Raw genomic sequence first — 25,499 nt, 5'->3', positions numbered from 1 at the left:
TGGCCGCCGGTTTGGCATCGTCGGGAACAGCGGCGGGTTCGACGGGACCGGCCGCCAACGCCGGGGTTGGCCGGCGTCCGAGATGAACATCCATCTCGGTGTTGAGCATCCGTTCGAGGGCCGACTTCATCATCGTCCGCATCAGGGCGTTGAGGTCGTCAATCGTCGTGGCCTGCGCGGCCATGTCCCGCGCCAGTTGCTCGGCTTGGGATTTCAAGATCGCGTCCATGCGTAATCTCCGTCAAAGAAAGAGGATGGGTAATACCCGTTCCACTCCCCTGACACAAGATTCCTTACAAGCCCCGAAGCAAACCGGTGCGACGATTTTTTCACAGGCTCGGAGCGTGCGGAGTACTCTAATCGCCGATCGCCTCATTCTCTTAGCCAAACAATCGCAAGGACATCCCCCGCCTCCTCGGCGATTACGGCGTGGTGACCGTCTCGCCGCCGTCGATTGTCCCGAGGGCGCGGTAGGTGGTCAGGGCGATTGAGTTGGTGATGAACGAGACGCGACCGTCCCCGTAGGCGAAGTTCAGACCGTTGGTGTGCCGGCTGCGGAACGAATACATGTTCGGCCAGTCTCCGCGAGCCGCGACGGTGTTGACGTTGTTTGGCGGGATGGCCGTCGTGCCTGTGCAACCGTTGAAGTGCGGCCATGAGTTGTGCTGGTTGAAATCGGGGACATCCTCGCCGATGAAAAACGTGTTGCTGGTTCCGTCCGTCACGCTGGAGAACTGCCGGGGCTTGGCGTAGTTTGAACGGCACACCCAACCGTTTCCGCTGTCGAGTCCGGCGTTCGGTGAGTAACCGCCGTCGCCGGTGGCATACGATCCCCAAAGCCACCAACTTCCGGACACGCCCTTGTAATTCGTCACCCCGACGGCGAACGTCGTGGAATACGCGATGTTTGTGTCCGTCCTCGGCTGGCCGGCATAGGACGTGTCGGACGGGCAAAGGAATGTCTTGACCGGGGTGGCCACGGCGGCCGGATTGGAATTGACCGTGGCGGTCGGCGCCCCGGTGGTCAGGTACAGATTGTTTTGCTCGACGTATGGAAGGATGCGAACCAGCCAGCTCCAGTTTGGCGTGTTCACGCTGTTGTCGTCCACGTAGCCGGGGGCGGCGCTGACCGGGAACATGCCGTTCACGTCGTGATAGTTGTGAACGCCGAGAATCAACTGCTTCAAATTGTTGGAACACTTCATCCGGTTGGCGGCCTCCCGGATCTTCTGCACCGCCGGCAGCAGCAATCCGATGAGGATGGCGATAATCGCGATGACGACCAGCAATTCGATCAGGGTAAAACCACGCCGATCAGCGCGGCCACGCAGGCAAAGAGCGATCATGAATTCTTTCCTCCGAACGGAGCAATACTGAGATGATTGATAAAAATCTTCCACACAAGCCGGGAAAACCCCGGAGATGAAAGGGCGTTTGTTCGCGCCTTGGGTCATTTGTAGACGACAGGCACGTCTGACGCTGCGCCGAAGATACCATAAAAGTGGCCGAAACACAAGAACCACACCGATTTCGACGCCTTTCGGTAGCGAACGGGAATTCTCATCGGTTTTGATTCCCCACGCCGAAGACTTCAGATCCCTGTTTTGTCGAAGCACTTGCAATCCACTTGATTCCATCGAGACTTTGAATTTATAACTGGGGAACAATCCTTTCTTTGAGTATTTCCAATCATGTCTTCGGTCCTCTCCCGAATCCTTGAAAGATGTTTTTTGCCCGGCATTTTTGTCATGCTTGGCCTGTCCGCCGGATGCGGTTCGTCCGAGCCGCGTCTCTATCCGCTCTCGGGCAAGGTGGCGATGGACGGAGCGCCCCTGGCGCCGAAGCCGGGGGAAACAGCCTTCGTCGAACTCAGCGCCGATGCCAAGGCGGGGAACACGTCGCCTCACTTGCCTCGCGGCGTGATCGGGACCGACGGGACGTTCACGATCAAGACGGCCGACCGCTCCGGCATTGAGGCCGGGGCTTGGCTGGCCCGTGTCGTCTACCAGAAAGAACCGGGAGCCGAGGACAAGAACCCCTACGCCCCGCCCAAGTCGCTCATTGTGAAAAAGTACAGCACATTCGACGGTAGCGGCCTCCGCGTGACAGCCGGGCCGGACTCGCCGACCGCCCCGGAATTCGCCGTGTCCAAGTTGCGATAGCCGGGCGTTTCACATTTTTTGTTTGGTGGTCGGCCGGATGCAATTCTTGGTGACAAATCCAACAGACGTTTCGCGTACAATATCAATGTGCCGCCATGAGCTGGTTTGAATCTTCAAACCAGAATGGTTCGACATCGGAGTCCTCCGCAACATGACGATTTTCCAAGTCGGCGTCGGTTCGGGGGGAATTGTGGTTCTCGATCTGGTGATGCGGGAACCGACGGTGCGGAAGATCGTGCTGGTCGAGCCGGATGTTTACAAATCGCACAATGTCCATCGGCACCTGTTCCCGCCATCGGATGTCGGGCAGTTGAAAGTAAAGTTGGCGGCCGAATGGGTGCGACGGTTTCGGCCGGATGTCGAAGTGGTCCCATTGGCTGTTGATGTCACCGATCCGATTCATCAAGCCGAACTTTATTCTCATGTGGCGGTCTGTGATCTCGGTGTTTGCGCGGTGGATTCGGAATCGGCCAAATATCACATTGACGCGATGATGCGCAAGCACCGCAAACCGTGGACGATGGGCGAGGTTCTCAGCGGCGGGATCGGAGGTTGGGTTCATCGGTTTGTGCCCGGCGGGGCGTGTTACGGCTGTCTGGCCAGCCATCTCCAACGGGCGATGCCGACGGACAACACCCCGCCGCCCGCGGATTATGCGGACCCGAACGCGACGAGGCCGGAAACGGCCATTCCGGCCTCGCGGGCCTCCATCAGTGTGATCGCCAGTTTGCAGGCGTTGACCTCGCTGGAGTTGGTCGCGGGAAAAGAGGCTGGTTTCTCCAGCCTGTTGTTGTCCCTGGCCGTGGCAGATGGGATATTCACGGAAGCTCTCCGACCGTATCGGTTCCGCATTGCGCGGACGCCGGGTTGCCTTGTCTGCGGCGTGGATCAGGATGATGGCCTTTCGGGGGAGCAACTCGATGTGGCATTGGATCAAGCCCTGGCACGACTGGCTCATGAATGAAATCGTCACGCCCCGGCGGTTGGCCTCCCAATCGCAGGCGGTGTATTATCGAAGTGAAAAAGCCGGCCTGACGCTGGAAAACCAGCCGGTTCCGTGGTGCGCCGAGGCCGTCGTCGTCGAAGCGTTGCTTCGGCTGCCGCCAACCGCCCGGCACCGCGCGGACTTCACTCTTCGCTGGCCGGGAATGCCCCCCGTCCCGGCCGAGCAAATCCGTGTGGACGAGGGCGCCCAACGACATCGGCTATACTTCCGTCTTCCTGTTCCCGCTGAAACCGTGACCGCCGAGCTTCTCTGGAAGCATCACGTTTTGGCCAGTGTCGAAATCGTCGTCGTTTCGCAAGAGCAATTTTTCCGGGAACTGCGGCTTGAACTGCCGACGGCGTTCGTCTCCCTCGACGGACGCAGCGTCGCGGCCCAAACATTCGTGAGCAATCAACAACAGGGTTTGTCAGCCTGCGGCGTGCTTCGCAGTTCCAGCGGTTTGATCCCCCTTGTCGATTCCGGGCTGACGGCCACTTTTCGGAGCGTCAAAACCGGTGTGGCAGTCGAGCAGACGATTCCGCTGACGGCCAGCCAACTCACCAACCGCGAAGCCATCGTCAACGCTAGCCCGCCGAAACTCCCCCGCAAAAGCGGCGAATGGACCATCACTTGGGCTTGCGGTTCGCGAGAACTGGCAGTGGGTCGGCTCACCTCCATCACCCCGAAGGCGTTTCACGAAAGCCTGCGGTTGTGCGACACCCGCTTCATGGTGGTGACCGACGACGGCCGGTTTCGCGTGATGAAGCAACTTCCCACCGAAGGGGTGGCACGGGCGGGTCCCTGTTTCCTGCTCGCCAGCCGTCAGGCGGGTCTTGCGGGCTTGGCCCACTTGGAAGTGACGCTCCGGGTCAGCGGAACCGACAAACCAATCCCGGTCTTCGATCATGACTTCTTGGTGACGGACGGCCCCACCCCGTTTGCCCCCGGTTTGCTTGATATCGGCGATCTCTGGCAGGCAACCGCTTTTGAACTCCGTCATCGGAAAACCCTGATCGGCACCCTGCCCCTCAGTGCTTTCCCGAGCGCCCACTTGAATGCCGAGGGGGGCTTTTCCACTCCTCCCGATTTCACTTGGACAAGTGCCGCCGATGATGAGCTTTCCGAAAGACTGGCGAGGTTAATGGATGGGAAGTAAAAGGTTCAAGCCAAATGCTCCTCATCACTTCTTCACCGAGAATCGGCATGATCGGAACATCCCTCGGGAATTACCGGCGAGCCGGCTCCCCCCTTCTCACGCATCCCCGCCCCGGTTGCGGCAACTTGACTGTTCCGATACACTCCTATAAGTCTCGTAGTCTCTCCGAACCCCCTGAATTTTGCGAAATGAGCCGCCTGTGTCTGTCGGTGGTCAAAACTCGCCCAATGAAGATTCGGTTCGCCGAATCCGTCGCCAAGTCGAACTGGCCGTGGAGCAACTGGCCTCGCTCTCCGGGTCCAATATGCCCCCCGGCGAGTTCTATGAGGAACTTCTGCGCAAGGGGTTGGACGGCATCGACGCCCCGGCCGGAGCGGTGTGGATCAAATCCCCGCAGGGATTTCTTCAACAACAATGCCAGTCGAATCTCGGGAACATCGGTCTGGACGACCGGCCCGACGGCCGACAATCCCATCAGCAATTGCTCCGATTCGCCTTCACGCAGGGCAAGCCGGGCCTGATCGGCCCCCGGCAACGCGCCGATGGCGACCGGGAAGCGGGCAACCCCACGGACTTCACGCTCGCCCTTGCCCCGATCTTGAACGAGGAAAACCAACCCCTCGGCATTATTGAGGTCTTTCAAAAGGCCAACTGGCATCCGCAGGACCTGATCACGTACACGATTCAGATGGCCGGGTATGCGTCCGGTTTTCTGAGAAACACCAGCAACAAAAAGACGGCCGGGCAGGAACAAGCCTGGACCCAACTGGAAATCTTCAGCCGACAGGTCCACAGCACGCTGAACCCGACGGAAGTTTCCTACATCGTCGCCAACGAAGGCCGGCGACTGGTCGGGTGTGATCGCATTAGCGTCGGCATCCGGCACGGCACGAAGGTGGCCGTCGAGGCCGTCAGCGGGGCCGATGTCGTCGAAAAGGCGAGTACCCACATTCGCCGAATGCGCGATCTGATGGATGCCGTCGTCAAATGGGGCGAAAAACTCGTTTATCGCGGCACACGCGACGAGACGCTGCCGCCGAAAGTGCTGGCGGCCCTCGATGAATACCTGATCGAACAAAGCCCGAAACTCTTGGAAGTGCTGCCCATCCGCGACGAACGCGAGAAGCCGAAAGAGAAGGAAATCGCCAAACCGGTGCGGTCCGTCGTGTTGATGGAGATGTTCGACCCGCCCGCCCAGACGGAACCGCTCGAACAAAAATTGGAAGTGGTCTCGGCGCACTCGGCGGCCGCGCTGTACAACGCATCGGAGATGAAACGGGTTCCGCTCAAGCCGCTGTGGTGGCCACTGATGCGGGTGCAACAAGGCATGGGGGGCAAGGCCAAGTTTTGGCTGTTCTTCTCGCTGGTGATGCTCGCCCTCGTCATCGCGGCGATGGTGCTGGTTCCCTATCAACTCAAAGTCGATTCCAAGGGCAAACTGGCCCCGCTCGACCGCCATTATGTGTTCTCGTTCGCCGACGGCCGAATCGCCGAATTCAAGGTTCGGCCAAACGACGAGGTGATGCCCGGCGCTCCGGTGGCCGTCCTCTTCAAGCAGGAATGGGCTCAGGAAATTGTCTCCCGTCAGAAACAATTGATGGGGCTGGACGAACAGATCCGCCAGCTCAGCGCCCCGGCCGAGGGATTGAGTCAGGCCGACAAGGATCAACGTCCGAAGGATCAGCTCAGCAAGCAAATCGAGCGGCGCAAGATTGCCGAAGAACTCAACATCTTCGAGCGGGTGTACAAGTGCGATCTTTCCCGGCCGGGCTACTATTTCGTCAGCGCCCCGGAGACGCCCCCCTCGAAATCGAATGGCCGGCCTCGCTGGCGGATCATCACACCGGACTTCCGCGAGGAAATGACCAACAAGACCGTGCAAAACACCGACCCCATCCTCCGGGTGGGCAATGTGGACGGCGGTTGGGAAATCGTTCTCAAAATCCCGCAGAAGCACGTTGGTCAACTCTTGCGGGCTTACAAGGAAAGCGGCGAGGAATTCCTCTGGGTTGACGTGCTGGTCACCAGTGCCCCGACACCCGGCTATCAGGGCAAGGGGAAGCTTTACAAACGGGATATTTCCGCACAAGCCGTGCCGAATCAGGATGACCAAAACGAATCCGAGCCAGTGATCTACGCCTATGTCCGGATCAACACGGACGACATTCCCAAGGAATACCACATCGACGAACGCCTGCTGGTCACCGATGTGGAAGTCCACACCAAGGTGCTATGCGGCCCTCACTCGCTCGGGTACTCGCTTTTCTACGGCGTGTGGGAATTCCTGTACGAGAAGGTCATCTTCTTCTTTTGATCTTTTTGCGGGCCAACCGCATGAGATGACCAATGGCCAAACTTGAAAATTGGTTCATTGGTCATCTCTCTTTGACGACAACTAAAAATTGGTCATCGGTGATTTCAGCCACGCACTGGCTGCGGAGATAGAACCATGTCCCGTCGAAAACTCTTCGTCGCGTTGGCGCCCCTGATCCTCGGAATCAGCGCCTGCTCGGACGCCAAAAACACCGGAGCGAAGAAACTGCTTCCCGCCGAGACGGAGGCGGTCGTCGAAATCGGCCAACCGCTCTACACCGGGGATTTCCGGCCGGCGAAACTTCCGGGAGCGGACAAGGAACCTTTGGAGGTTCCGGCGGCGCATGTCGTCATCCTGCACAAGCTCGATCTTCCGAGCCGGGTGGACGGAACCATCAATTGGATTGGAATTGAAATCACCGAAGACGAGGCCCTAAAACTCAAGCCGCAAGATGTCTACCGACACGGACGCGACAAGAAATTTTACCGGCGTCTGTCCCCCGGCGACCAAGTGAAACGGAATCAAGTCGTCGCCCTGATGGACGACGAACAGGCGTTCATTGAATTTTTCGGGGCAAGCAAGAAATCCCAAGCCGCGACGGAAGAAGCGGATGCCTACGAAAAGACAGTCAAAAAATTGGCCCAGATTGTTTACCTCACGGAAGACGGCGCCCGAAAAGGGATCGTGCCGCAACAGGAGTTTCTAAACTCCCAAGCCACGCAAATTCGCTACGAGGCTGACCTGACCAACCGGTTGGGGGCCAAGCAGATCGCTCTCGCCGATCTCGACAAAGCAAAGTACATGCTGGAAAAACACACCCTCCGGTCGGCAATTGACGGCGAAGTGCAACAAGTTCTCCGGCATGAAGGAGAAGGCATCAAGGCCACCGAGCCGATGCTCACGGTGTATAATTTCGACCGGCTTCGCATCGAGGGCAACCTGCCCAAGGAATACATCGACACTGTGCGGCCCGGCGACGAAGTCTCGATTGAGGGGCCGCGAGACATCCCTTCTTACACGACTTTTGAGCAACACACCACGAACAAGCCCATCACGGTGGTCGTCGTCGGCCAACGCGAGGGCAAGCCGGTGGTCGTCTCGGCCGGGGAAGATGGCTGGGTGTACGCCTGGACCCGCGACCTGACCGTGATTGGCTCATGGAAGCAGCCCAACGCGGTGCGGGCACTGGCCGTCACTCCGGCAAGCGTCGAATCGCCGATCCTCTTGGTGGGGAACGACAATGGAAAAACACAGTTGTACAATCTGGCCACCGGGGCGAAGGAGCCTCTGAGGGAACTGTCCGAAGTCCACGACGGCGCCGTGAACGCGGCCGCCTTCTCCCCCGATGGCAAGTATTGTGTGACCGCTGACGAACGGAGCATCCATCTTTGGGAGACGGCCACCGGCAAGCGGATTTACAAGTTCCCGGCCGGGGAGCATCACAGCCCAATCACCTCGTTGACGTTCACCCCACAGGGCCGGGTTGTCTCGGCCGGGAAAGAACCGTCTGTTCGAGTGTGGCAGGTGGGCGAAAAGAGCGCCAAGGTTCTTCACCGGTTCGACTCCCGCACGGGGGACGTGGCGATGCCGGGGGTGAGCGATGATGGCTCCCGTCTCTTGCTGGACGCGGACAAGGCCCGCCTGGACGTGATCCACCTTCAGGACGGCCGAAAGGAACGCCCGTTGATTAGTGTCGGAGAAGCCGCCCGGTTCCAGACGTTTGCCGTGTGGTCCCCGGAAATTAACAAGAAGGAAGACAATCGGTTGATCGCCACCGGGGGAGCCACCGAGGGCGTCGTTCAACTATGGCGCGCCCCCAGCCCCACGGAACGGGGCACGGAATTCGGCCGGTTGATCTGCAAGAATTATTCACCGGCAAGTTGCGCGGCCTTCACTCCGAACGCGGACCAAGGCTTCATTGTCGTCGGCACAAAGAAGGGGGACATTAATGTATGGAACATCCCGACCGACGCGGAATTGAAGACGGACCTTTCGGCCAAAGTCACCCACATCGAAAAGGCCATCGATTCCAGCGGCCGAACCGCCCGCGTATTCGTGGATTTTGACAACCCCAAGAAAGATGGCAAATATCCGTTGCGTCCGGGTTCCACCGTCACGCTCATCATCCGGTCGAAACCGTAAGCAAGACGCACAGTTTCCAGACATCTATTGCCCACAGATGTTGCTAAAAATCAGCTTGTTTTTGGGTTTTTGACGTTTTCGAGAAAATCAGGCCAAGAACTCTTGGCAAGCCTGTCTTGGCCTGATTATTATTCACTCAACTCTCCTGCCGCCAACTTTTCTCTCCCGAAACGCGGTCATTCGCCCCCCTCTACATTTGGCTTTTTACACACATTTTCATTTTCCATTTTGGGAGAGTGTCCAATGCGTCGTTCGTTGTCCGTGCGCCGGGGCTTTACCCTGATTGAACTCTTGGTGGTGATTGCCATCATCGGCATTCTGATCATGCTAATGTTGCCAGCTGTTCAAAAGATTCGTGAAGCGGCGAACCGCATGAAGTGCACCAACAATCTCAAACAACTTGGCCTGGCGTTGCATAACTATGAAAGCGCCAATTCATATTTTCCCATGGGCCAAGGTCCGTCATATACGGCCGCCAACTGGCGGGTCTTGGTTCTGCCATACATTGAGCAGGACAATGTTTACGCCAAAGTCACACTAACCGACGCCACGGATGTGGGCTCGCCTGTTTTGAGCAACTTGAAATTTTCGGTCTATGCGTGCCCCAGCAGTCCGCTTCCAACAAATTCCCCGGACCAAAGCTGGTTTTCCGTCAAACCCACGGTGCAAATTCCCAGTTATCTTGGAATCATGGGATCTTATCCCGATCCGGCTGGCCGAACCACCGGGGCATGGGTCACATCTAACTACGGAGGCTGGCTGGCCATGACCGGAATGTTGCTTCCCAACGAAAATGTCCGTATTGCTGACTGCACCGACGGAACCTCGAACGTTTTCGTTTTGGGAGAACAGTCCTACACAGTGGGAACCACGGATTATCGCAACAAGTACATCGCCCCGTTTGGCGGTGCCACATTCGCCCAAAAACTTTCCGATCCCGCTCTCACCGGCGACCGTTGGGGCAACGGATTGACCACCGTTGCTTACGCGATCAACAGCAAAACAGCCGGTTCCGGGGCCAATATCACTTATGGTTTCAACACCATTCTTAATTCCGCGCATTCCGGCGGGGCAAACATGCTGACTTCTGATGGGTCAGTGCGATTTGTCAGCCAGAATATAGACTTCACAAACTTTCAAAAGCTGTGCGTTCGCAATGACGGCCTGACAACAACAGATCAATAATAATTACCTGCTGAATAAGAAGTATATTCCGGCGGGCAGGCAGCAAATCCGGCCCGCAATTTTTGAACACTATCCACCGGAGACAACCATTGATGGCTCGTCTGACATTTATGCGGTCCGTGTTTCTTCTTGCCGTATTATCCATTGGTCTTTTTGGTTGTTCAAATGGTGGCAAGGGAATGGTGAAAGGAAAAGTAACATATCAAAATGCCCCGGTAAACGGTTATGTTTTGAACTTGATATGGAAGGAAAAAGGCATTGCGACATCTGCTCCGGTTAATGAAGACGGCAGTTTTAACCTGACGGATCAACTTGACGCCGGAACCTACACGGCTTTCCTGTCTCCGAAGCCGCCGGAACCGCCGCCACCCGGCACGCCGCTGAAAAAAACAGTCACCAGCAAGATCCCGCCCAAATACTTGGATGCCGCTCAAAGTGATCTCAAGGTGATCTTGAAGGGAGGAACCAACGAGATCCCGCTTGAATTGAAGGATTGACCCAGGCACCAATAAACCGGGCCGGATATTTCCGGCCCGTTGATTTTAGCACACCCATTTTCTGGCCGGATTCCAACACGCGATTAACCGCACGATTCCAATCGTCACCGCATAACAAACAATCACCAGCAGAAGTTGTCCGGCGATCCCGTGAAACGGTGTCACTCCCGCCAGCAATCTCATCACGTCCAAATGAAGGATATACACACCGAGGGTGAACGCTCCCAATGCCGGCAGCCATGATTTCCCACCCAATCCGGGTCTCGCCAAGGCCAGCCAGCCGACGCCGATGCCGACCAGAGCCGTCCCCGCGAGAAAATTGATTCGTTCATGCAACCACTCCTGGCCCCAAACCTCGTGAAGCAAAATCAACTCGGCAACGTGGGACAAACTCCCCATGACAATGAGGCCCAAGGCCATTCCCAATGTGGGGGGATGTTTCCGCGTTGCCGTTTTGGCTCCGGCCCACACGAACAATGTCCCGAAGAAAATGCTGTTTCGGCTCCAAACGCCAATGTCGATGCCAGTGACCGGGGCATAAGCCCCGAACGCAAGCCCCGCGATATATAGTCCGGAGATGATCCACCCTCCGAAACGCCATCCGCCCAACACCGCGTAAACCAGCAGACATTGCATCAACGCGGGCAGAAACCATAAGTGCATTCGCACGCCGTAGATCAACCCCTCCCGCCAAATCATTGAATCAGGCCACATGATGGCCGTGAATTCGCCTGCGGCGAGGCATCCCCGAATCCATCGCTCGGCAATTTCTTCGCCCAACAAAATAAGCGACCAGCCGAGGTAGATCACCAACAGCCTTTTCACCTGCGGAATGGCCCGATCCAGCCTTGATTTTTCGCCGCGTCCACGCTCAAACAGAAACCCGGCGACGAAAAAAAAGAAAGGCACGGCAAATCGGCTCGCGTGATCCAATACAATTTCCGCGACTCTTTCCCATCCTGCCAATTCCCCCCCGGTTCGGAACAGCCGGGCGTGTAATGTCAAAACGGCGAGGATGGCGAACACACGCAATGTGTCGATCGCCGGGATTCGGTTCATATGCCCGCCCTCTTCAAAAGTTACCCGGTACTGCGGGCCGATGATCCAATATCAGCCTTGCCGTCTGTCCTTGCCTCACCGGCCACGGAGTTTGCACGATGTCTTCGCCAGCCCATTCCCCGTCTCCGTCCGCGCCGGGTTATCTCCCCACGTTCTGCCTGCATTTCGTCCTCCCGAACTGCCTGCTCCTGATCGCATCAATGGTGAGCGGAGCGTTCGGAGGCGAGTTCGGCATCACTTACCTGATCTGGCATGAGAACCCGGCGAAGCAATTCTGGGTTGGCTATGCCCTCGGCTTGGTGGTCGTGCAATGTCTATATGTCGGCTTCCTGATGTGGGCCAAAAAAACCGCGAGGCCGGAGAAACTTCAGCTTTCCCCGCGATTGCTGGATCGGTTTGGCCCGCACTTGTTCTTCCATTACTCCATGTGGGTGCTGGGGCAATTGTTGCTGCTGCTCGCCGTCGTGAGCGGGTTGATCCTGCTTGTGCAGACCCTCGACCAATGGGGAGAAGGGCCGCCGCCGCTCCTTGACACGACCCCTCTGGAAAACAGTCTCAACGCCATCCCGCCGCCGCGACCGAGCTATGGTCCGTGGCTCGTCATCGGGGGATTGAGCGCCGCAGGCACGATTTTTCTCGGCGGATGGCTGTTCCGGTTCCTCATCAACCTCGGGGCGTCCGGAGACATGCACGGTCTCACCCGCCGGATCTTTAACCGGGTGATCGCCTCGGCCGAGAACCAACCCGCATCGCCACATTGCGGCAGCATGTTGCTCACCCTCTGGGATATTCGGCAACAGAACACTCCGCTGCGCAAGTTCGCGATGGTGTTGTTCAACCAAACCCTGCTGATGTCCGTCGGGGTCGTGTTCGCGGCCGTGTGGGAACTCAGCAATCTCGGCGTCGCGGTTGGCGTGCTGAGCGGAATGGTGCTGTTCCTGCTTTTGTTCCGCTCTCGCTGGTTGAACGATCAACGGTTCTTCCGGAGTTGGCTGCTGTTGCTCGGAGTCATGGTTTACTTCGTGGTGACGTGGCTCGGTTCCAAGTCGTGGTGCGGTTGGAGCGGGGCATACTTCGTGGGGTTGTTCTGCCTTTCGGTGATTCCACTGGGCATCCGGTACACGTTCCCGCTTCCCACGGCTCATGCGTTGCGGCAAACATACGAACGCATCATTGACCCCCGCGTTTGCCGGAAATACCCGTTTCACGGAATCGCGGCGTTGTTTTTTCTGTTCGGAGTGGTCGTGCTGTTTGTGCTGCCCATGACCTTTGCGTCCGCCAATTCGCCAATGGTTCTCATGTGCTTCCTGATGTTCATGGGGATCGCCATTTATGGCTTGGTGGCCTATGTGATCGACGACGCCCTGCCCTTCCTCGCCCCGGCCCTGCTCGTGATGATTGTGCTTTCCGGGATGCCGCAATACAAGATGCAGTTTCCGGGGCTGGATTATTCCGGCAAGGATTCTCCCGAGGGACAGGCCTTGCTTGATCTGGAGGCCACCATCAAGGATGATGTCGCCCGCCAGCAAAAATTCGACCAGGCGGTGGCCAACAACATCGTCATCAAGGCCGGTCTCATGGCTCGCGGAAAATCCCAGACCGGCGGGAGCGCGCTCGTCACCGAAGCCCAGTTGGAAGCCCAATGGAAGGCGGTCGAGGATGACAATCGCATTCTCCCCGGCAAGGATTTGCGGCCCCTCGCGGCGAAATCGCTCCCCGGCCGGCTGCTGATGCCGGGCGACATTCCGTTTGCCAGCGTCCCGGCGACCACGGATCAATTGACGAAGCCGCTTCCCGCCGTGGCGGACCGGGACCCGAAGAACAGCAAGAAAAAGCCGATGGTCATCGTTGTCGCCAGCGGCGGCGGCATCCGGGCGGCCGCGTGGACATACATGGTGATGGCCGAACTGGAACACCGCTTCGCCAAGGAGGGGATTCCATTTCCGTATCACGTCCGCATGATTACCGGTGCCTCCGGCGGCATGTTTGGGGCGTCTTACTATGTGCAAAGCCTCAAGCCACCGGGTGAAATGAGTTGGGGGCAAAACCGCCGGACTGAGATGGAGGGCCGATTTGACAAGCTTACCCAAGACTGGCTCAGCCCGATTGTCGAACGGATGGTATTGAACGATGTGCCCGCGTTCTTTTCACCCTTCTCGACGCACACGGATCGCGGCATCGCTTTGGAACAGGCATGGTCAAAGTCACTCGAAGGTGATCTGGACATCAAGTTTGAAGGATTGGCCGAGAAGGAACGCGCAGGCTGGTGTCCCTCATTGGTGTTCACGCCAATGCTGGTGGAAGACGGCCGACGGCTCATCATCAGCAACCTCGACATGCGCTATCCCGCGAGCAACGACGGCCACCTGATCGATTGCGACCCCGAGCGTCCCGACGCCTTGTGCGCGATGAGTCGAAACTACTCGCACGAGGCCCTCGAATTGTTCCGAATGTTCCCGAACTCGCGGAACAAGTTCGCTCTAAGCACGGCCGTGCGGATGAGCGCGAGTTTCCCGTACTTCAGTCCGGCCGTCCCGCTTCCCACGAAACCCCGGCGCCGGGTGGTGGACGCGGGTTACTTCGACAATTACGGCGTGAGCCTCGCGGCGGCGTATCTGTTTAGCAAGAAGAACAGTGACTGGTACAACGAGAACGTTTCCAAGATCGTGGTGGTGCAGATTCGGGATGGCCAGAGCGACGACGAACGCCGGTTGCAGGCCATCCCCGACTCCCCTTCCCGGAAGAAGGGGCTGAGTTCCCTGCTCTCCCGTTCGCTGGAGGAAATCACCAGCCCGTTGGAGGGGCTGACCAACGGCCGGGTGGGGACTTGTTCCTTCCGCAACGACGGATTGCTGGAACTCCTCAGCACCTACTTCGAGCAAATGCGGGGCGAACCCGGCTCCGGCAAACTGCCACATTCGCAACGATTCTTCACGGTGGTGAATTTCGAGTTCCCCGGCCATGCCTCGCTGTCTTGGCACTTGTCGGGCGAAGAAGAACGGCAGATGAAAGGAACATTCGCCGAGAAAGAACGGGCCGAAGACCTTCGGATGAAAATCGCACAGCTCATCGAATGGTGGAAATCCGACGTCTACGAAACCCCGCAGGAATCCCGGTCTCCGAAAGTACGGCTGACGGGGTTTGAGAAGTGAGACGTTGGCCGGTTAAGGCAGGGCAAGCAAACCCTGCCAAAATCATTCGCTCAAAACAACCCTTCGATGAGTTTTCCACCGGTTGACACGCCCAAAGAATTCGACACATCACTGGTGATGCCGACCGCGTGATGGACGGTGGCGCACACATCGGCCGGGGTCAGGGGGTTCTCGCGGGGTTGTTCGGCTTTGGAATCGCTTTCGCCGATCACCCGGCCGCCGATCACGCCGCCGCCGAATGCCAGGGCGCTGTAACAGTTAGGATGATGCTCCCGGCCGGCCTTGTCGTTGATCTTCGGTGTGCGGCCAAATTCTCCGACGGCCAGCACCAGCGTGGTCTTCAACAAGCCGCGTATTTCCAAATCCCGCAGAAACGCGGAAACCGTCCGATCGAGCCAGATGGCATGCCGGTCCTGCATGATCTGGAAGTTCCGGTAATGGTGGTCCCAACCGCCGTCCCCGGCGTCTTCCTCGGCTTCCACATGATCGCTCCAGTTCACCTGCACGAACGGAACGCCATGTTCCACCAACCGCCGGGCGAGAACACACGATTGCCCGAACCGGGTCCGGCCATATTCGTCGCGGAGTTTCACCGGTTCGCGTTCGAGGTCGAACATCTCACGGGCCTTGGACGAGGTCAGCATGGCGAATGCTTGTGAACGGTATTGGTCCAGTGCCCCGGTGGTTTGTCGGGCACGGTCAACGTTGCGTTCCGCGACATCCAGCGATTTCATCAGGGCCTGACGATCCCCAAGCCGGTCCGGCGTGAGGTCCGTTTCCAGTTGCAACGCGGGAACTTTCGTGCCGTGAATCGGATCATACTCCAACCGAAACGGATCGTATGTGTTCCCAAGCGGGCCGCCTCCCTCCCCGATGATCGGCTTCTTTCCTTGATGCAATTTCCCGCCGACGACAAGAAACGGCGGCAGTTGTTCCTTGGATGCTTTCCTCGCCCCGGTGGCCGTCAACACACGGGCCACAACGGAACCGGTGGCCGGTCGCGGGGCGCCCGGCAGGGGTTGGCCGTCCAAGCCTTTTCCCCCGGCGCCGCTGCCGGTGAGGCCGATGGTCCCGGCGATGCCGTGATCGTTCGAGGTTGTGTTCAGGGAACGAATGACAGCCAGCTTGTCCGACACGGCCGCGATTTGCGGGAAGAGTTCGCAAAACCGCACGCCGGGAATCTTTGTGGGAATGGTGCCGAAGGGGCCGCGAAACTCCAGCGGGGCATTCGGCTTCGGGTCGAACGTGTCCAGTTGACTCGGCCCGCCCCACAGCCAGAGAAGCACCACCGATTTGGCCGTGCCGGGGGAACTTCCCTCGGCACGTTGACGAAGCAAATCCGAGAGGGACAACCCGAGAACAGATGAAGCCCCGACTTGCAGAACTCCCCGCCGGGAGATCGTCTGGCTTCCCATCATCAACATGGTTCACCCTCCTCCGGCAAAAGAGATGAATGAAAGACATTTCACACAAAATTCGCCAGGAAGACGCAAAGCCCGCCAAGAGTCAACGAACCGATTTCGTTGACTCTTGGCGGGCTTTGCGTGAAATGTCTTTCATTCATTGATCGATCCATTCATCCAGCAATTCTTGGGGCGGTTTTTTAATCACCTGTTTCGCTTGTTCGATGATCTCCCGGCGCTGGCTGTCAGACAATTTGCCATGCGGCTGGCCTTCCGCTCGGTTCAGGCGAAGCAACTTTGCAATCTCCGGTTCCACACCGTCCGAATCTCCGGTCGCCAGCAAGGTGGACACCATCCGATAACGATACGGCACTTCCAATTCCGGCAACCGGAAAGCGACCGCTTTCAAGTGATTGTTAAATGCCTCCAATCGCTGGCCCGGCTTCGAGTTCGATTCCTTGCGATAAAGGATCAGGGCTTCGAGAACAGCCTGCTCCCCGGCGATGTTTCTGGGATCCAGTTTCGCCGCTTTGTCGGCCCTAAACAAGATATCTTTTCCCAGAGCGGGCGCTTCCTTCGGATCGGCATGCAGGAGTTGCCGCCAGAGGGGACGTTCCCAACGGGAGATTTCCAATAGCAGCGTGGCATTGTTGGGATCTTTTTCGGCGGCGGCACGCAACGGATTCAGCACTTGATAGTTCAGAAAATTGATGGTCTTGTGACGGGCATTCGCCCGGTCGATGTTGCCTTTCCCCAAGTCAATTTGCCGTTCGATGTCCGGGTAGAACCGGCTCGCCGTTCGCGATTTACGGACGGCTTCGGCCGTCTGCCACGCCGGACCGGCCGCCAGCAGCACATAACAGACGATCACGCTCGCCGCCAGCACCGCCCCGCTGACGGCCACCGGGCGCATCCACGGCTTTTCGACGATGTTCGCGGAAACCAGTTCATCCCGCGAGGCGGCAAGCAACGCCAGCAGGATCACCGTCGTGAACAAAATAATCTGCGAGAGGGCCGCCTCCGTGAAAAACCCGGCGAGGAGAACCACGACCACGGAACAGGCGACCGCCCGCGATAACAGGCGGGGAGACGGGCGAAGTTGTTCGAGAATTCCGAAAGCCACCAGCCAAACCACCCCGCGACCGATGGCGAACCCGCCAACATTGTAAACCTCCCACACCGGCGCCTCGGACGGCATCTGCGCGACCGAGGCGACAAACCCGATCAGCAATCCGCCAATCCCGCCAAGGTAAAACTCCCACCGAGTGCCGGAGATCGGTTCTTCCGTATCGCTCACCGCAGATCGACGCAGGACTTCAACCGGCACGAAAGCGATCAGCGCCAACATGGCGGCAATCCCCCCCATGCTCGCGGCGAGAGTCAACCATGCGGAACCGCTCGCCAGATTTCCGTCCGCCGCCATGCGGGAGAAATTGCCCGGCCCGGTTCCCCACATGGGATGTTCACGGAATAGTCGAAACCCCTCGGAGATACTCGTGGCGACGGAACCGGAAAAAAGCGATCCGGCGAACAAGGCCAGCACTCCGGCGATAAGCAGGACGGGCAAGGCGACTTTGAAGCGATTTCCGGCGGCGAGGCTCGTCACCAAGGCCACGGGCAACGCCATTAACAGAAAGATCAGATAGGCTTCCGGTGATTCGAGGGTGCCGTGAACCAAGCCCGTTGCTGTCGTGGCCGCATTGAGTTGTGGCTGGAATTCCTCCGAGCCAACAAGGTCGGGGCGGGCATCCAAGATCACCGCTTCCGTACTTGGCACGCCGAGAGCCGGGCCGAAACGCTGCACCATTCCGATGGACGCAATGCTGACAGCCCCCGCCAATAGCACATTCAAAAAACCCCGCCGATCAGCCGCCCGCCCGGTGAGTTGCCGGGCGACAAAAAATGCCGCCGCGAGGGTGAGCCAATCCCAGGCAATATGTTCCCCCGGCCGTTGATAAACGCCCTCCCGGCGGGAACTCCACATGGCGGCCACCCCGACGCCGGCCAAAGCCGCCGCCGGGAGGGTTCCCCGCCACCGGATCGATTGGCCGACGACGATTCGCCAACCCGCGAAGCCCAAAAGAACCAGCCACACGCCCAAATTGAGGGAGACCGACCCGCCGGTGGTGGTGAGCCGAAGCCGGCCGGGGTCGTCGCCATAGACCAGAGGCCGGGCCACCACCAAGGCCGCCAAGGCCCCGATGAGGACGCGATCCCCGAGGGCCACAGTAAACCGGAACGGCAGAGCGGGGACATTGGCGGGGTTTGCGGTCATGCGTTTTGAACAGAAGAAGGAAATGTTGGAGATCGGCCCACGGCTTCGCCGGGTCTATTCTCCGATGTCCGAAGTGTCTTCCAAGTTCCCGCATCGAATTTTCACGGGAGGCACGCAATGCGCTTGCGTCGGATCAACCGGCAATGGTACACTTTCACCACCATGTTGATGTCGCATCATCGACTCGAAATCCGTATTTTTTGCGGTCCTCCGTCCGATCTTACTGACTGACACATGGCGTATGCCCTCATCTCTCTTAGGAATGCCTAAATGAACCCTCGTTTCAAGCAGATCAGACGGGCGTTTACGCTCATCGAATTGTTGGTGGTGATCGCCATCATCGCCGTCCTCATCGGATTGCTGCTGCCTGCCGTGCAGAAGATCCGCGAGGCTGCAAACCGCATGAAATGCCAGAACAACTTGAAGCAACTGGGCGTGGCGGTCCACAATTACCACGACACCAACACGATGTTCCCCCACAGCGGCGCGCGAGGAGTCCCCGGATCGGATTGTTGCTCGGCTTCGGCTCCGAGTTGGAGCTGGATCGCCCGTACCCTGCCCTACATCGAGCAGGACAATCTGTTCAAGCAGGCGAACGTGAGCGACTCGACGAACGTCAATGCCAACGCCACGGTGCTGGACGCCATCTCCCGGTCAATCCCCACGCTGAACTGCCCGAGCGATGGCGGCCCGAGACAACGAACGGACGAGGCCAATATCACGCCAATCGTGGTCGGGGTCACGAATTACAAGGGTGTTTCCGGGGGCAACTGGGGGGACGGCGAAGCACGCTGGCAAGGCGGTTTGCCCGCCGGGCCGTTTGGCACTCCCACATTGGGGCAATCTCACTTTGGCATTCTGAACGCCAACGGCATTTTCTTTCGTTACGACTACAATCGCGTTCTGACATTTGCCGGGATCACGGACGGGCTGAGCAACACCTACATGATCGGCGAGGACGTGCCGGAAATGAACATTCACTGTTCATGGCCGTATGCCAACCATGCGGTCGGAACCTGTGGGATTGGGCCGAATTCCAAGCAAACCAACGGACAGCCTTACCCCAGTTCGGACTGGACGAATGTCTATTCGTTCCGGAGCCGACACATCGGCGGTCTGCAATTTGCCATGGGCGACGGTTCGGTTCGATTCGTGCGGGATTCGATCGACATCAACATGTATCGGGCCTTCGCATCAATCAGCGGCGGGGAAACGGTCACGTCGAATTGACGGCAAAAGATGTTCAAATAAAAAAACCACCCGAACCGCCAACAGTCTCTCCCTCTGTTGGCAGTCCGGATGGTTTTTGTTCGAGTTTGGCCCGCCAAATCTGCGAATGTTTCTCCCGAACAATTCACTTCATCGGTCGACCATCACTAGATGGATAATTAGAAAGCAAAGCTGATGCCAAATTCGTAAACTACATCAGCCATATTGCCCGGCATCTCAAAAACGTCTTATTTTCCCGGCGAAAAAACTCGACCTTTCATCCAGACAATTGCCAAGTCACTCAAGCGATAAATCCAACAATGCCTAAATTATTATCATTAATTGCACTTTATACGGGCAATATTCAGATTCCAAGAGCTTTTCTTTTTTCTTCGATGAACTTCAAGTGATGCTCAATATGTCCCGTCGCCCCGGTCAGGATGCTGGAAAGAGGCACCAACCCCTTGAACGTGTGGATGCCCACGCGGTTATACACTTCGTCTGCAAGGGAACGAAGAACGGTGGCCATCTTCTTGCGAGTGGCTTCAATAAGGGCCAGTTCATCCTCCAAAACCCGCTCATGAGGATGCAAGGCGGCATTGAAGAGGTTTTCATCCGCGACGAGAAGCAAGGGACGTTCATGCGAGATCACCCGCATCATGCGATCCGAGATAATCGGCTCGAAGTCCGCGATGTGGACGACCACCTCCAACGTGCTCCAACGACCCGCCACCGGACGGGCCTTCAATTGTTCCGGGGTCATTCCGGCGATGGCTTTTCGCAAAGCGGCCGGTCCGGCGAGGTAATGCTCGATCTGTTCGGTGTGGGAACCCATGACAATCTCTCCCGTCAATCGGATATGAATGAGAACGCCCGCCCCGAAAGACGGGACGGGTCGGGAGTGATTGTCCTTTGCCGGTTGTCCAAAGTCAACCGGCTTACGAGATCTCAAGAATCTTGAACTTGAGTATTCCGCTGGGAACGGCGATTTCAGCCACGTCCCCCTTTTTCTTGCCCACAAGTCCCTGACCGATGGGGCTGGTCGTCAAAATCTTGTTCTTGTCCGGGTCGTCCTCGCCGGGGCCGACGAGTTCAAACGTCTCTTCTTCCTTGTATTCCATGTCCATGACCTTGACCTTGGAACCAAAGACAACGACGCCCTTCGGGAGTTGGTTGGGGTCAATAATCATCGCATGCGCCAGCTTATGCCGGACCAAGTCGATCTTGGCTTGCTGCATGCCTTGGTCTTCGCGGGCCGCATGGTATTCGGCGTTCTCGCTGAGATCCCCCATTTCGCGGGCGGTGGCGACTCGCTTGGTGATCTCAATCAGTTGGGCCTCCAATTGCGAGATTTCTCCCTTGAGAATGTCATATCCTTCCCGCGTCATGGGAATGCGTTGGTCGCTCATCACTTGCTCCGACATGAAAAAACTCGCCGGTTGAAAACCGGCGAAGAAAACAGACTAACACAACCCCTCACGGGGTCCAATCATATTCGCCCGACACCGTGGCGCCGAATTCCGCAAGAAGTCTCGCCGCGTTGTTCAGGTCGTCCAAATGCACTATCTCCACAGGGCTGTGCATATATCGATTCGGGATGCCGATCAGTGCGGCCGCCACGCCCTCGCGGCTAATCTGGATCACATTGGCGTCTGTGCCCGTCGCCTTGGGGACGCCGCGCACCTGCACGGGAACATTGATCCGTTTGGCCGCCGCTTCCAACTCGGCGAACACTCGCGGGTTGATATTCGGCCCGCGGAACAACACCGGCCCGTTGCCTAATTTTACCTCACCGAGGGATTTTTTGTCATTCCCCGGCGTGTCGGTCGCATGGCACACGTCGATGGCGATGCCCACTTGCGGATTGATCCCGTATGCGCTCGTCGTCGCCCCGCGCAGGCCGACTTCCTCTTGCACGGTGGATACGGCATAGACACTCGCCCGGCGTTCGCGTTCGGTCAGTAATCGCAAGGCTTCCATCGCCACCCACAGGCCAACCTTGTCGTCCATTGCCGGAGAGGCGGCCATCCCGTTGCGAAGCGGCCGATAACCCAGGGAAATCGTCGCCGGATCGCCAGGCCGCACCAGCGACTCGGCTTCTTCCTTCGACTTCGCCCCGATATCCACCCAAAGATCATGAAACTGGGGAACTTTGTTGCGTTCCTCGTTGGTTAGCAAATGCGGAGCCTTTCGGGACAAAACGCCCTGAATTGCCCCTCCCTCGGCCCATACGGTGATGTATTGACCGAGCAGAATCTGGACGTCCCAACCGCCGATGGGCTGAACGTACAGATAACCGTCGCTGTCAATATGCTGGATCATCAGTCCGATCTGGTCACAATGACCGGCCAGCATGATCCGCAAGTCCGAGGGTTCTGTCGGGTGAAGGGCCGCAATCACATTCCCGTGCCGGTCCGTGCGGACTTCGCTGGCCAGGGGAGTCGCCCACCGGCGCACGACATCCTGAATCGGACGCTCGTATCCGGAAGGGCTGGGCGTCTCCAGCAATTCGCGAAGGAAATCGTGAGACCGTTCATCCATGAGCAATTCCAACCACCCGTGAAACAGAACGTCGGCGGGGTCCGGGAGTCATCCCAAACACCGCCGACAACGAATATTCTAGTATGCGGTTCAAGCCGCCACTGAACAAGAGGAAAACGCCGACAAGAAGGAAAAGGGCATCACTGATAAAAACCTTTTCACCGCTTGAAAACAGGCGAACGGAGCATTTATTTGTCCTGCGCCGATCAAATTTCATCCAGTTAGTATTCGCTCGTCCGTGCGACTTCTTACGCCGATTATGATGGTTTTTCCGCAAAGCCAGACAGATTCCGGACACGGAAACAGGATTAGCCCGTTCAGGCAGCTCTCGTATCAGACCGATTTCACCGCCATGAACGTTCGCTGGCTGCTGCTGCCGATCATGATCGCCCTGTTGCCGACGGGCGTTCATGCCGACGACCGGGACGATAACTTGGTCCGGGAACTCACCGCCGTCCTCAAGGACCGGCTTGCGCCGACTTGGCAACGGGTCGAAGCCGTGCGCACGCTCGCCAAAATGGGCGCCAGTGCCGGGCTGGCGGTGCCGGACTTCACACTCCAACTCCAAAAATTAAAAGGCGAAGACACCTATCCGCTTCAAGAGGCGTTGGTGGTTGCCCTTGGCCAAATCGGCTCCCCGTCCAAGACCGCCATTCCCACACTGACCCGTCTCGCCGGGCGGGATGTGTTCTTCGACACCTTGTTGCGCCGATCTGTCGATCAAATCATGGCCGCCAGCGAAGATGCCGATTTGCCGATGCTGATTCGCCTGTTGAAGAACCGGGACGAAGCGCAACGCCTGCGGGCCGCCAAGGCGCTGGGCCGGTTGGGGCCGGATGCGAAGTCGGCCGTCGCGGAATTGGTCATCAGCCTGAACGACCCGGATGACGACGTGCGGCGGGCCGTGTTGAAGGCTTTGGGACTGATCGTTGGCAGCACTCGTCCTTCCGATGCGATCAGTGTGCTGATCCTCGACTTGCAAGATTCAGACGTCGGTTTCCGCTTCCGGGCAGCCAAGGCATTGGCCGCTTACGGGAGGGAGGCCGCCCCCGCCTTGGATGCCCTGCAACGAGCCGTCAACGACCGGGACAAAGATGTCCGCCGGGCCATCACCGATGCCATCAACATCATCTCCGGCGCCGGCAATTAATCGTTCGATCAATACCCGCTCTTGGCCGTCGAAACGGCAGATGCTTCCGTCGCCGGCTCGACCCAATTGTTGGCTTGCCGCCAGAAGTTCAAGGGATTGTCGTAAACGACTTTCTTGATGGTTGCCTCCGAGTGTCCCCGTCGTTTCATTTCCATGATGAGGCCCGGCACCGCCATCGGGTCGGAGACGCCCCAATCGCCGGCCGAGTTGGCCATAATGCGGTCGGTCCCGTGCATTTCGAGAATGTCGCAAGCCCGTTGCGGCGTGCATTTGGTGATGGGATAAAGCGTCATCCCGCACCAAAATCCGTTGTCGAGAGCCAGCCGGACGGTGTGTTCCTCAACGTGATCAATGCACACCCGGTTCGGCTTCACCCGTCGGTCGTTCTTGAGCATGTCCACGATCATCCGTGTCCCCTTGAGTTTGTCCTCCAAATGCGGCGTATGGATGAGAATGAGTTCGTCGGTCTTCATCGCCAGATCGACGTGTTCTTGAAAGATCGTCGCCTCATTGGCGGTGTTCTTGTTCAGCCCGATTTCGCCGATGCCAAGGACGTTCGGCTTCTTCAAAAACTCTGGCACCAAGGCAATCACCTCGCGGGACAACGACACGTTCTCCGCTTCCTTGGCATTGATGCAAAGCCAGGCATAATGCTTGATGCCAAACAACGCCGCCCGTCGCGGTTCGTACTCGGTCAGTTGCCGGAAATAATCATGAAACGCCCTCGCCCCGCCCCGATCAAACCCGGCCCAAAACGCCGGCTCGCTTAAAGCCACGCATCCGGCTTGGGCCATGCGGACATAATCATCCGTCGTGCGGGAGACCATATGGATGTGCGGATCGATGTAAAATGACATGGCACTTATTTCCTTTCTCTGCAAGGCTTTGTAAAATGTTCTGGCAGGTTATTCACGCAGGGTATTCTCGAAAACCCTGCACGTCCTACAGAGGACACGGTCATGGCGAAGAAACCCTCCGTCCGGTACTGGAACAGCCGGAAGGCGTATTGTTGCGAGATCGACGGCACTCAGCACATTCTAGCCAAAGGGCCGAACGACGGCCCCAAGGGTCCGACGTACCGCGAGGCCACGGCCCGCTTCAGCAAGCTCATCAGCATGGAGGCCGACAAGGGGACCGACGACTACTTGATGTCGTCCCTGTTCAACCAATACCGCGTCCATCTCCATGCTACCCGAAAGAGCGGCGTTCCGGGCGTTTTCGATGTCATGGCCCGCGGCTTTGTCACCGAACACAGCAAGAAGCGCGTCCGCGAGTTGAAGCCGTATGACTTCAACGCCTGGCTCAAGCGGCAGACCCAGTGGAACCCGACGAGTCAGGCCCACGCCGTCACCCTCATCCTCGGTGCGATCAGTTGGGCGAGGAGGAAGGGCTATATCCAGACCGACCCGCTGATCGGCCGGATCGAGCGGCCCGTCCCGCTGATGCGCGGCAGGGAGGCCAGGATGAGCGAGGGGCTGATGGACGCGCTCATCAGTGCGTGCTTCGAGAAGGCCGCCTACCTCCGCAAGGAGAGGACGAACGAGCCGGCGTTGCATCACCGCAAGAGCGGGCACTGCGAACCCTTCGGCCGGTTCCTGTGGCTGCTGCGGCTGACCGGGGCCAGGCCCATCGAGATCCGCATGGCCGAGGCCCACAACTACCATGACGGCAGGCTCCTCTTCCGCTGGAACGCCACGCGAGGCTACATCCACAAGACGGCCAAGAAGACCCAGCGGACCGGATCATCTTCCTGACGCCCGAGGCGAAGGCCCACGTCGAGGCGTGCGTCGCGGCGAACCCGGAGGGGCCGATCTTCCGCACGCACCGCAAGATGCCGTGGATTCCGTCGAACTGCACGGAGAGTTGGAAGCGTCTGATGAAGCGGCCGACGGTGGCGGCCTCCCTCGGCGAGCAGGGGATCGAGTCCGACTCTCTCAAGATGTACAACTTCCGGCACTCGGCCATCTCGTCCTTCCTGGACAACGGCGGGGACATCTATGTGGCGTCGCAGCTGTTCGGCACGTCGGTGAAGATGATCGAGAAGCGGTACGGCCACCCGAACCTGGAGCGGCTGGAGGAGCAGTTCCTGAAGTTCATGCAGGGGTCGAAGGTCGGCTGATTCACCACAGATCAACGCCCGGCCCATTTAGCTTGGGAGCGGGGACGGTGACAGGCTGGGCTTGTAAGGAATTTTGTGTCAGGGGAGGGGAACGGGTATTACACATGCTCTTTCTTTGACGGAGATTACGCATGGACGCGATCTTGAAAT

Annotated in this window: 20 protein-coding genes and 1 pseudogene; 12 read left to right on the top strand and 9 right to left on the bottom strand. The window is 58.2% G+C overall.

Annotated elements, in window-relative coordinates:
• A pseudogene (locus BGIM_RS65020) lies at positions 1–229 on the bottom strand (hypothetical protein); the annotation flags it as partial.
• A gap of 193 nt (positions 230–422) precedes the next feature.
• Positions 423–1,346: a DUF1559 domain-containing protein gene (locus tag BGIM_RS0128950; RefSeq protein WP_162136307.1), complete on the bottom strand. Its 924-nt coding sequence runs from the start codon at positions 1,344–1,346 to the stop codon at positions 423–425.
• Between the two features lie 402 nt (positions 1,347–1,748).
• Here BGIM_RS0128950 and BGIM_RS0128945 point away from each other — a divergent pair, with 402 nt between their 5' ends.
• The 7 genes from BGIM_RS0128945 (at position 1,749) to BGIM_RS0128910 (ending at position 10,441) form a co-directional block, all read left to right on the top strand.
• The gene (locus tag BGIM_RS0128945; protein WP_157369512.1) at positions 1,749–2,162 is read left to right on the top strand and encodes a hypothetical protein; all 414 of its coding nucleotides are present in this window, start codon (positions 1,749–1,751) and stop codon (positions 2,160–2,162) included.
• Positions 2,163–2,313: 151 nt separating this feature from the next.
• Positions 2,314–3,126, top strand: coding sequence for a HesA/MoeB/ThiF family protein (locus tag BGIM_RS0128935; RefSeq protein ID WP_020473181.1), 813 nt, complete (start codon positions 2,314–2,316; stop codon positions 3,124–3,126).
• Positions 3,083–4,303, top strand: coding sequence for a hypothetical protein (locus BGIM_RS0128930; RefSeq protein WP_020473180.1), 1,221 nt, complete (start codon positions 3,083–3,085; stop codon positions 4,301–4,303). Before BGIM_RS0128935 ends, BGIM_RS0128930 begins: the two co-directional genes overlap by 44 nt.
• A gap of 199 nt (positions 4,304–4,502) precedes the next feature.
• Positions 4,503–6,617 (top strand): HlyD family secretion protein, encoded by a 2,115-nt coding sequence (locus tag BGIM_RS0128925; protein ID WP_020473179.1) that lies wholly within the window; start codon positions 4,503–4,505, stop codon positions 6,615–6,617.
• Positions 6,618–6,752: 135 nt separating this feature from the next.
• Positions 6,753–8,759, top strand: a complete 2,007-nt coding sequence (locus BGIM_RS0128920; protein ID WP_020473178.1) for an HlyD family efflux transporter periplasmic adaptor subunit — start codon at positions 6,753–6,755, stop codon at positions 8,757–8,759.
• A gap of 27 nt (positions 8,760–8,786) precedes the next feature.
• Positions 8,787–9,944: a DUF1559 domain-containing protein gene (locus BGIM_RS0128915; RefSeq protein WP_261339988.1), complete on the top strand. Its 1,158-nt coding sequence runs from the start codon at positions 8,787–8,789 to the stop codon at positions 9,942–9,944.
• 92 nt (positions 9,945–10,036) lie between these two features.
• Positions 10,037–10,441 carry a peptidase associated/transthyretin-like domain-containing protein gene (locus BGIM_RS0128910; protein WP_020473176.1) on the top strand — a complete coding sequence of 135 codons (405 nt, stop codon included), beginning with the start codon at positions 10,037–10,039 and terminating at the stop codon, positions 10,439–10,441.
• Between the two features lie 45 nt (positions 10,442–10,486).
• Here BGIM_RS0128910 and BGIM_RS0128905 read toward each other — a convergent pair whose 3' ends face one another.
• Positions 10,487–11,500 carry an acyltransferase family protein gene (locus BGIM_RS0128905; protein ID WP_020473175.1) on the bottom strand — a complete coding sequence of 338 codons (1,014 nt, stop codon included), beginning with the start codon at positions 11,498–11,500 and terminating at the stop codon, positions 10,487–10,489.
• Positions 11,501–11,598: 98 nt separating this feature from the next.
• Here BGIM_RS0128905 and BGIM_RS0128900 point away from each other — a divergent pair, with 98 nt between their 5' ends.
• Positions 11,599–14,652 carry a patatin-like phospholipase family protein gene (locus BGIM_RS0128900; RefSeq protein WP_020473174.1) on the top strand — a complete coding sequence of 1,018 codons (3,054 nt, stop codon included), beginning with the start codon at positions 11,599–11,601 and terminating at the stop codon, positions 14,650–14,652.
• 50 nt (positions 14,653–14,702) lie between these two features.
• Here BGIM_RS0128900 and BGIM_RS0128895 read toward each other — a convergent pair whose 3' ends face one another.
• Both BGIM_RS0128895 and BGIM_RS0128885 read right to left on the bottom strand, forming a co-directional pair.
• Entirely contained in the window at positions 14,703–16,076 is a 1,374-nt protein-coding gene (locus BGIM_RS0128895; RefSeq protein WP_020473173.1) for a DUF1501 domain-containing protein, read from the bottom strand.
• 136 nt (positions 16,077–16,212) lie between these two features.
• The gene (locus tag BGIM_RS0128885) at positions 16,213–18,330 is read right to left on the bottom strand and encodes a tetratricopeptide repeat protein (RefSeq protein WP_020473171.1); all 2,118 of its coding nucleotides are present in this window, start codon (positions 18,328–18,330) and stop codon (positions 16,213–16,215) included.
• A gap of 270 nt (positions 18,331–18,600) precedes the next feature.
• Here BGIM_RS0128885 and BGIM_RS0128880 point away from each other — a divergent pair, with 270 nt between their 5' ends.
• The gene (locus tag BGIM_RS0128880; protein WP_020473170.1) at positions 18,601–19,560 is read left to right on the top strand and encodes a DUF1559 domain-containing protein; all 960 of its coding nucleotides are present in this window, start codon (positions 18,601–18,603) and stop codon (positions 19,558–19,560) included.
• Positions 19,561–19,903: 343 nt separating this feature from the next.
• Here BGIM_RS0128880 and BGIM_RS0128875 read toward each other — a convergent pair whose 3' ends face one another.
• The 3 genes from BGIM_RS0128875 to BGIM_RS0128865 form a co-directional block, all read right to left on the bottom strand.
• Positions 19,904–20,374, bottom strand: coding sequence for a DinB family protein (locus tag BGIM_RS0128875; RefSeq protein ID WP_020473169.1), 471 nt, complete (start codon positions 20,372–20,374; stop codon positions 19,904–19,906).
• Between the two features lie 103 nt (positions 20,375–20,477).
• A complete protein-coding gene (greA, locus tag BGIM_RS0128870) occupies positions 20,478–20,963 on the bottom strand; it encodes a transcription elongation factor GreA (RefSeq protein WP_020473168.1) in 486 nt (161 codons plus the stop codon).
• A gap of 52 nt (positions 20,964–21,015) precedes the next feature.
• Positions 21,016–22,080 carry a M42 family metallopeptidase gene (locus BGIM_RS0128865; protein ID WP_020473167.1) on the bottom strand — a complete coding sequence of 355 codons (1,065 nt, stop codon included), beginning with the start codon at positions 22,078–22,080 and terminating at the stop codon, positions 21,016–21,018.
• Between the two features lie 352 nt (positions 22,081–22,432).
• On the opposite strand from BGIM_RS0128865, the gene BGIM_RS0128860 reads away from it, so the two are divergent.
• Entirely contained in the window at positions 22,433–23,230 is a 798-nt protein-coding gene (locus BGIM_RS0128860) for a HEAT repeat domain-containing protein (RefSeq protein ID WP_157369511.1), read from the top strand.
• A gap of 8 nt (positions 23,231–23,238) precedes the next feature.
• Here BGIM_RS0128860 and BGIM_RS0128855 read toward each other — a convergent pair whose 3' ends face one another.
• A complete protein-coding gene (locus tag BGIM_RS0128855) occupies positions 23,239–24,087 on the bottom strand; it encodes a TatD family hydrolase (RefSeq protein WP_020473165.1) in 849 nt (282 codons plus the stop codon).
• A gap of 102 nt (positions 24,088–24,189) precedes the next feature.
• On the opposite strand from BGIM_RS0128855, the gene BGIM_RS0128850 reads away from it, so the two are divergent.
• Together BGIM_RS0128850 and BGIM_RS0128845 are read left to right on the top strand one after the other, a co-directional pair.
• A complete protein-coding gene (locus tag BGIM_RS0128850; protein WP_020473164.1) occupies positions 24,190–24,984 on the top strand; it encodes a hypothetical protein in 795 nt (264 codons plus the stop codon).
• A gap of 122 nt (positions 24,985–25,106) precedes the next feature.
• A complete protein-coding gene (locus tag BGIM_RS0128845; RefSeq protein ID WP_157369510.1) occupies positions 25,107–25,349 on the top strand; it encodes a hypothetical protein in 243 nt (80 codons plus the stop codon).
• The last annotated feature ends 150 nt before the right edge of the window (positions 25,350–25,499 follow it).

Origin of the sequence: Zavarzinella formosa DSM 19928, from assembly GCF_000255705.1 — a bacterium.
Lineage (GTDB): Bacteria > Planctomycetota > Planctomycetia > Gemmatales > Gemmataceae > Zavarzinella > Zavarzinella formosa.
The sequence above is the reverse complement of the archived record's forward strand: the minus strand, read 5'-3'. Positions and strand labels throughout refer to the sequence as shown.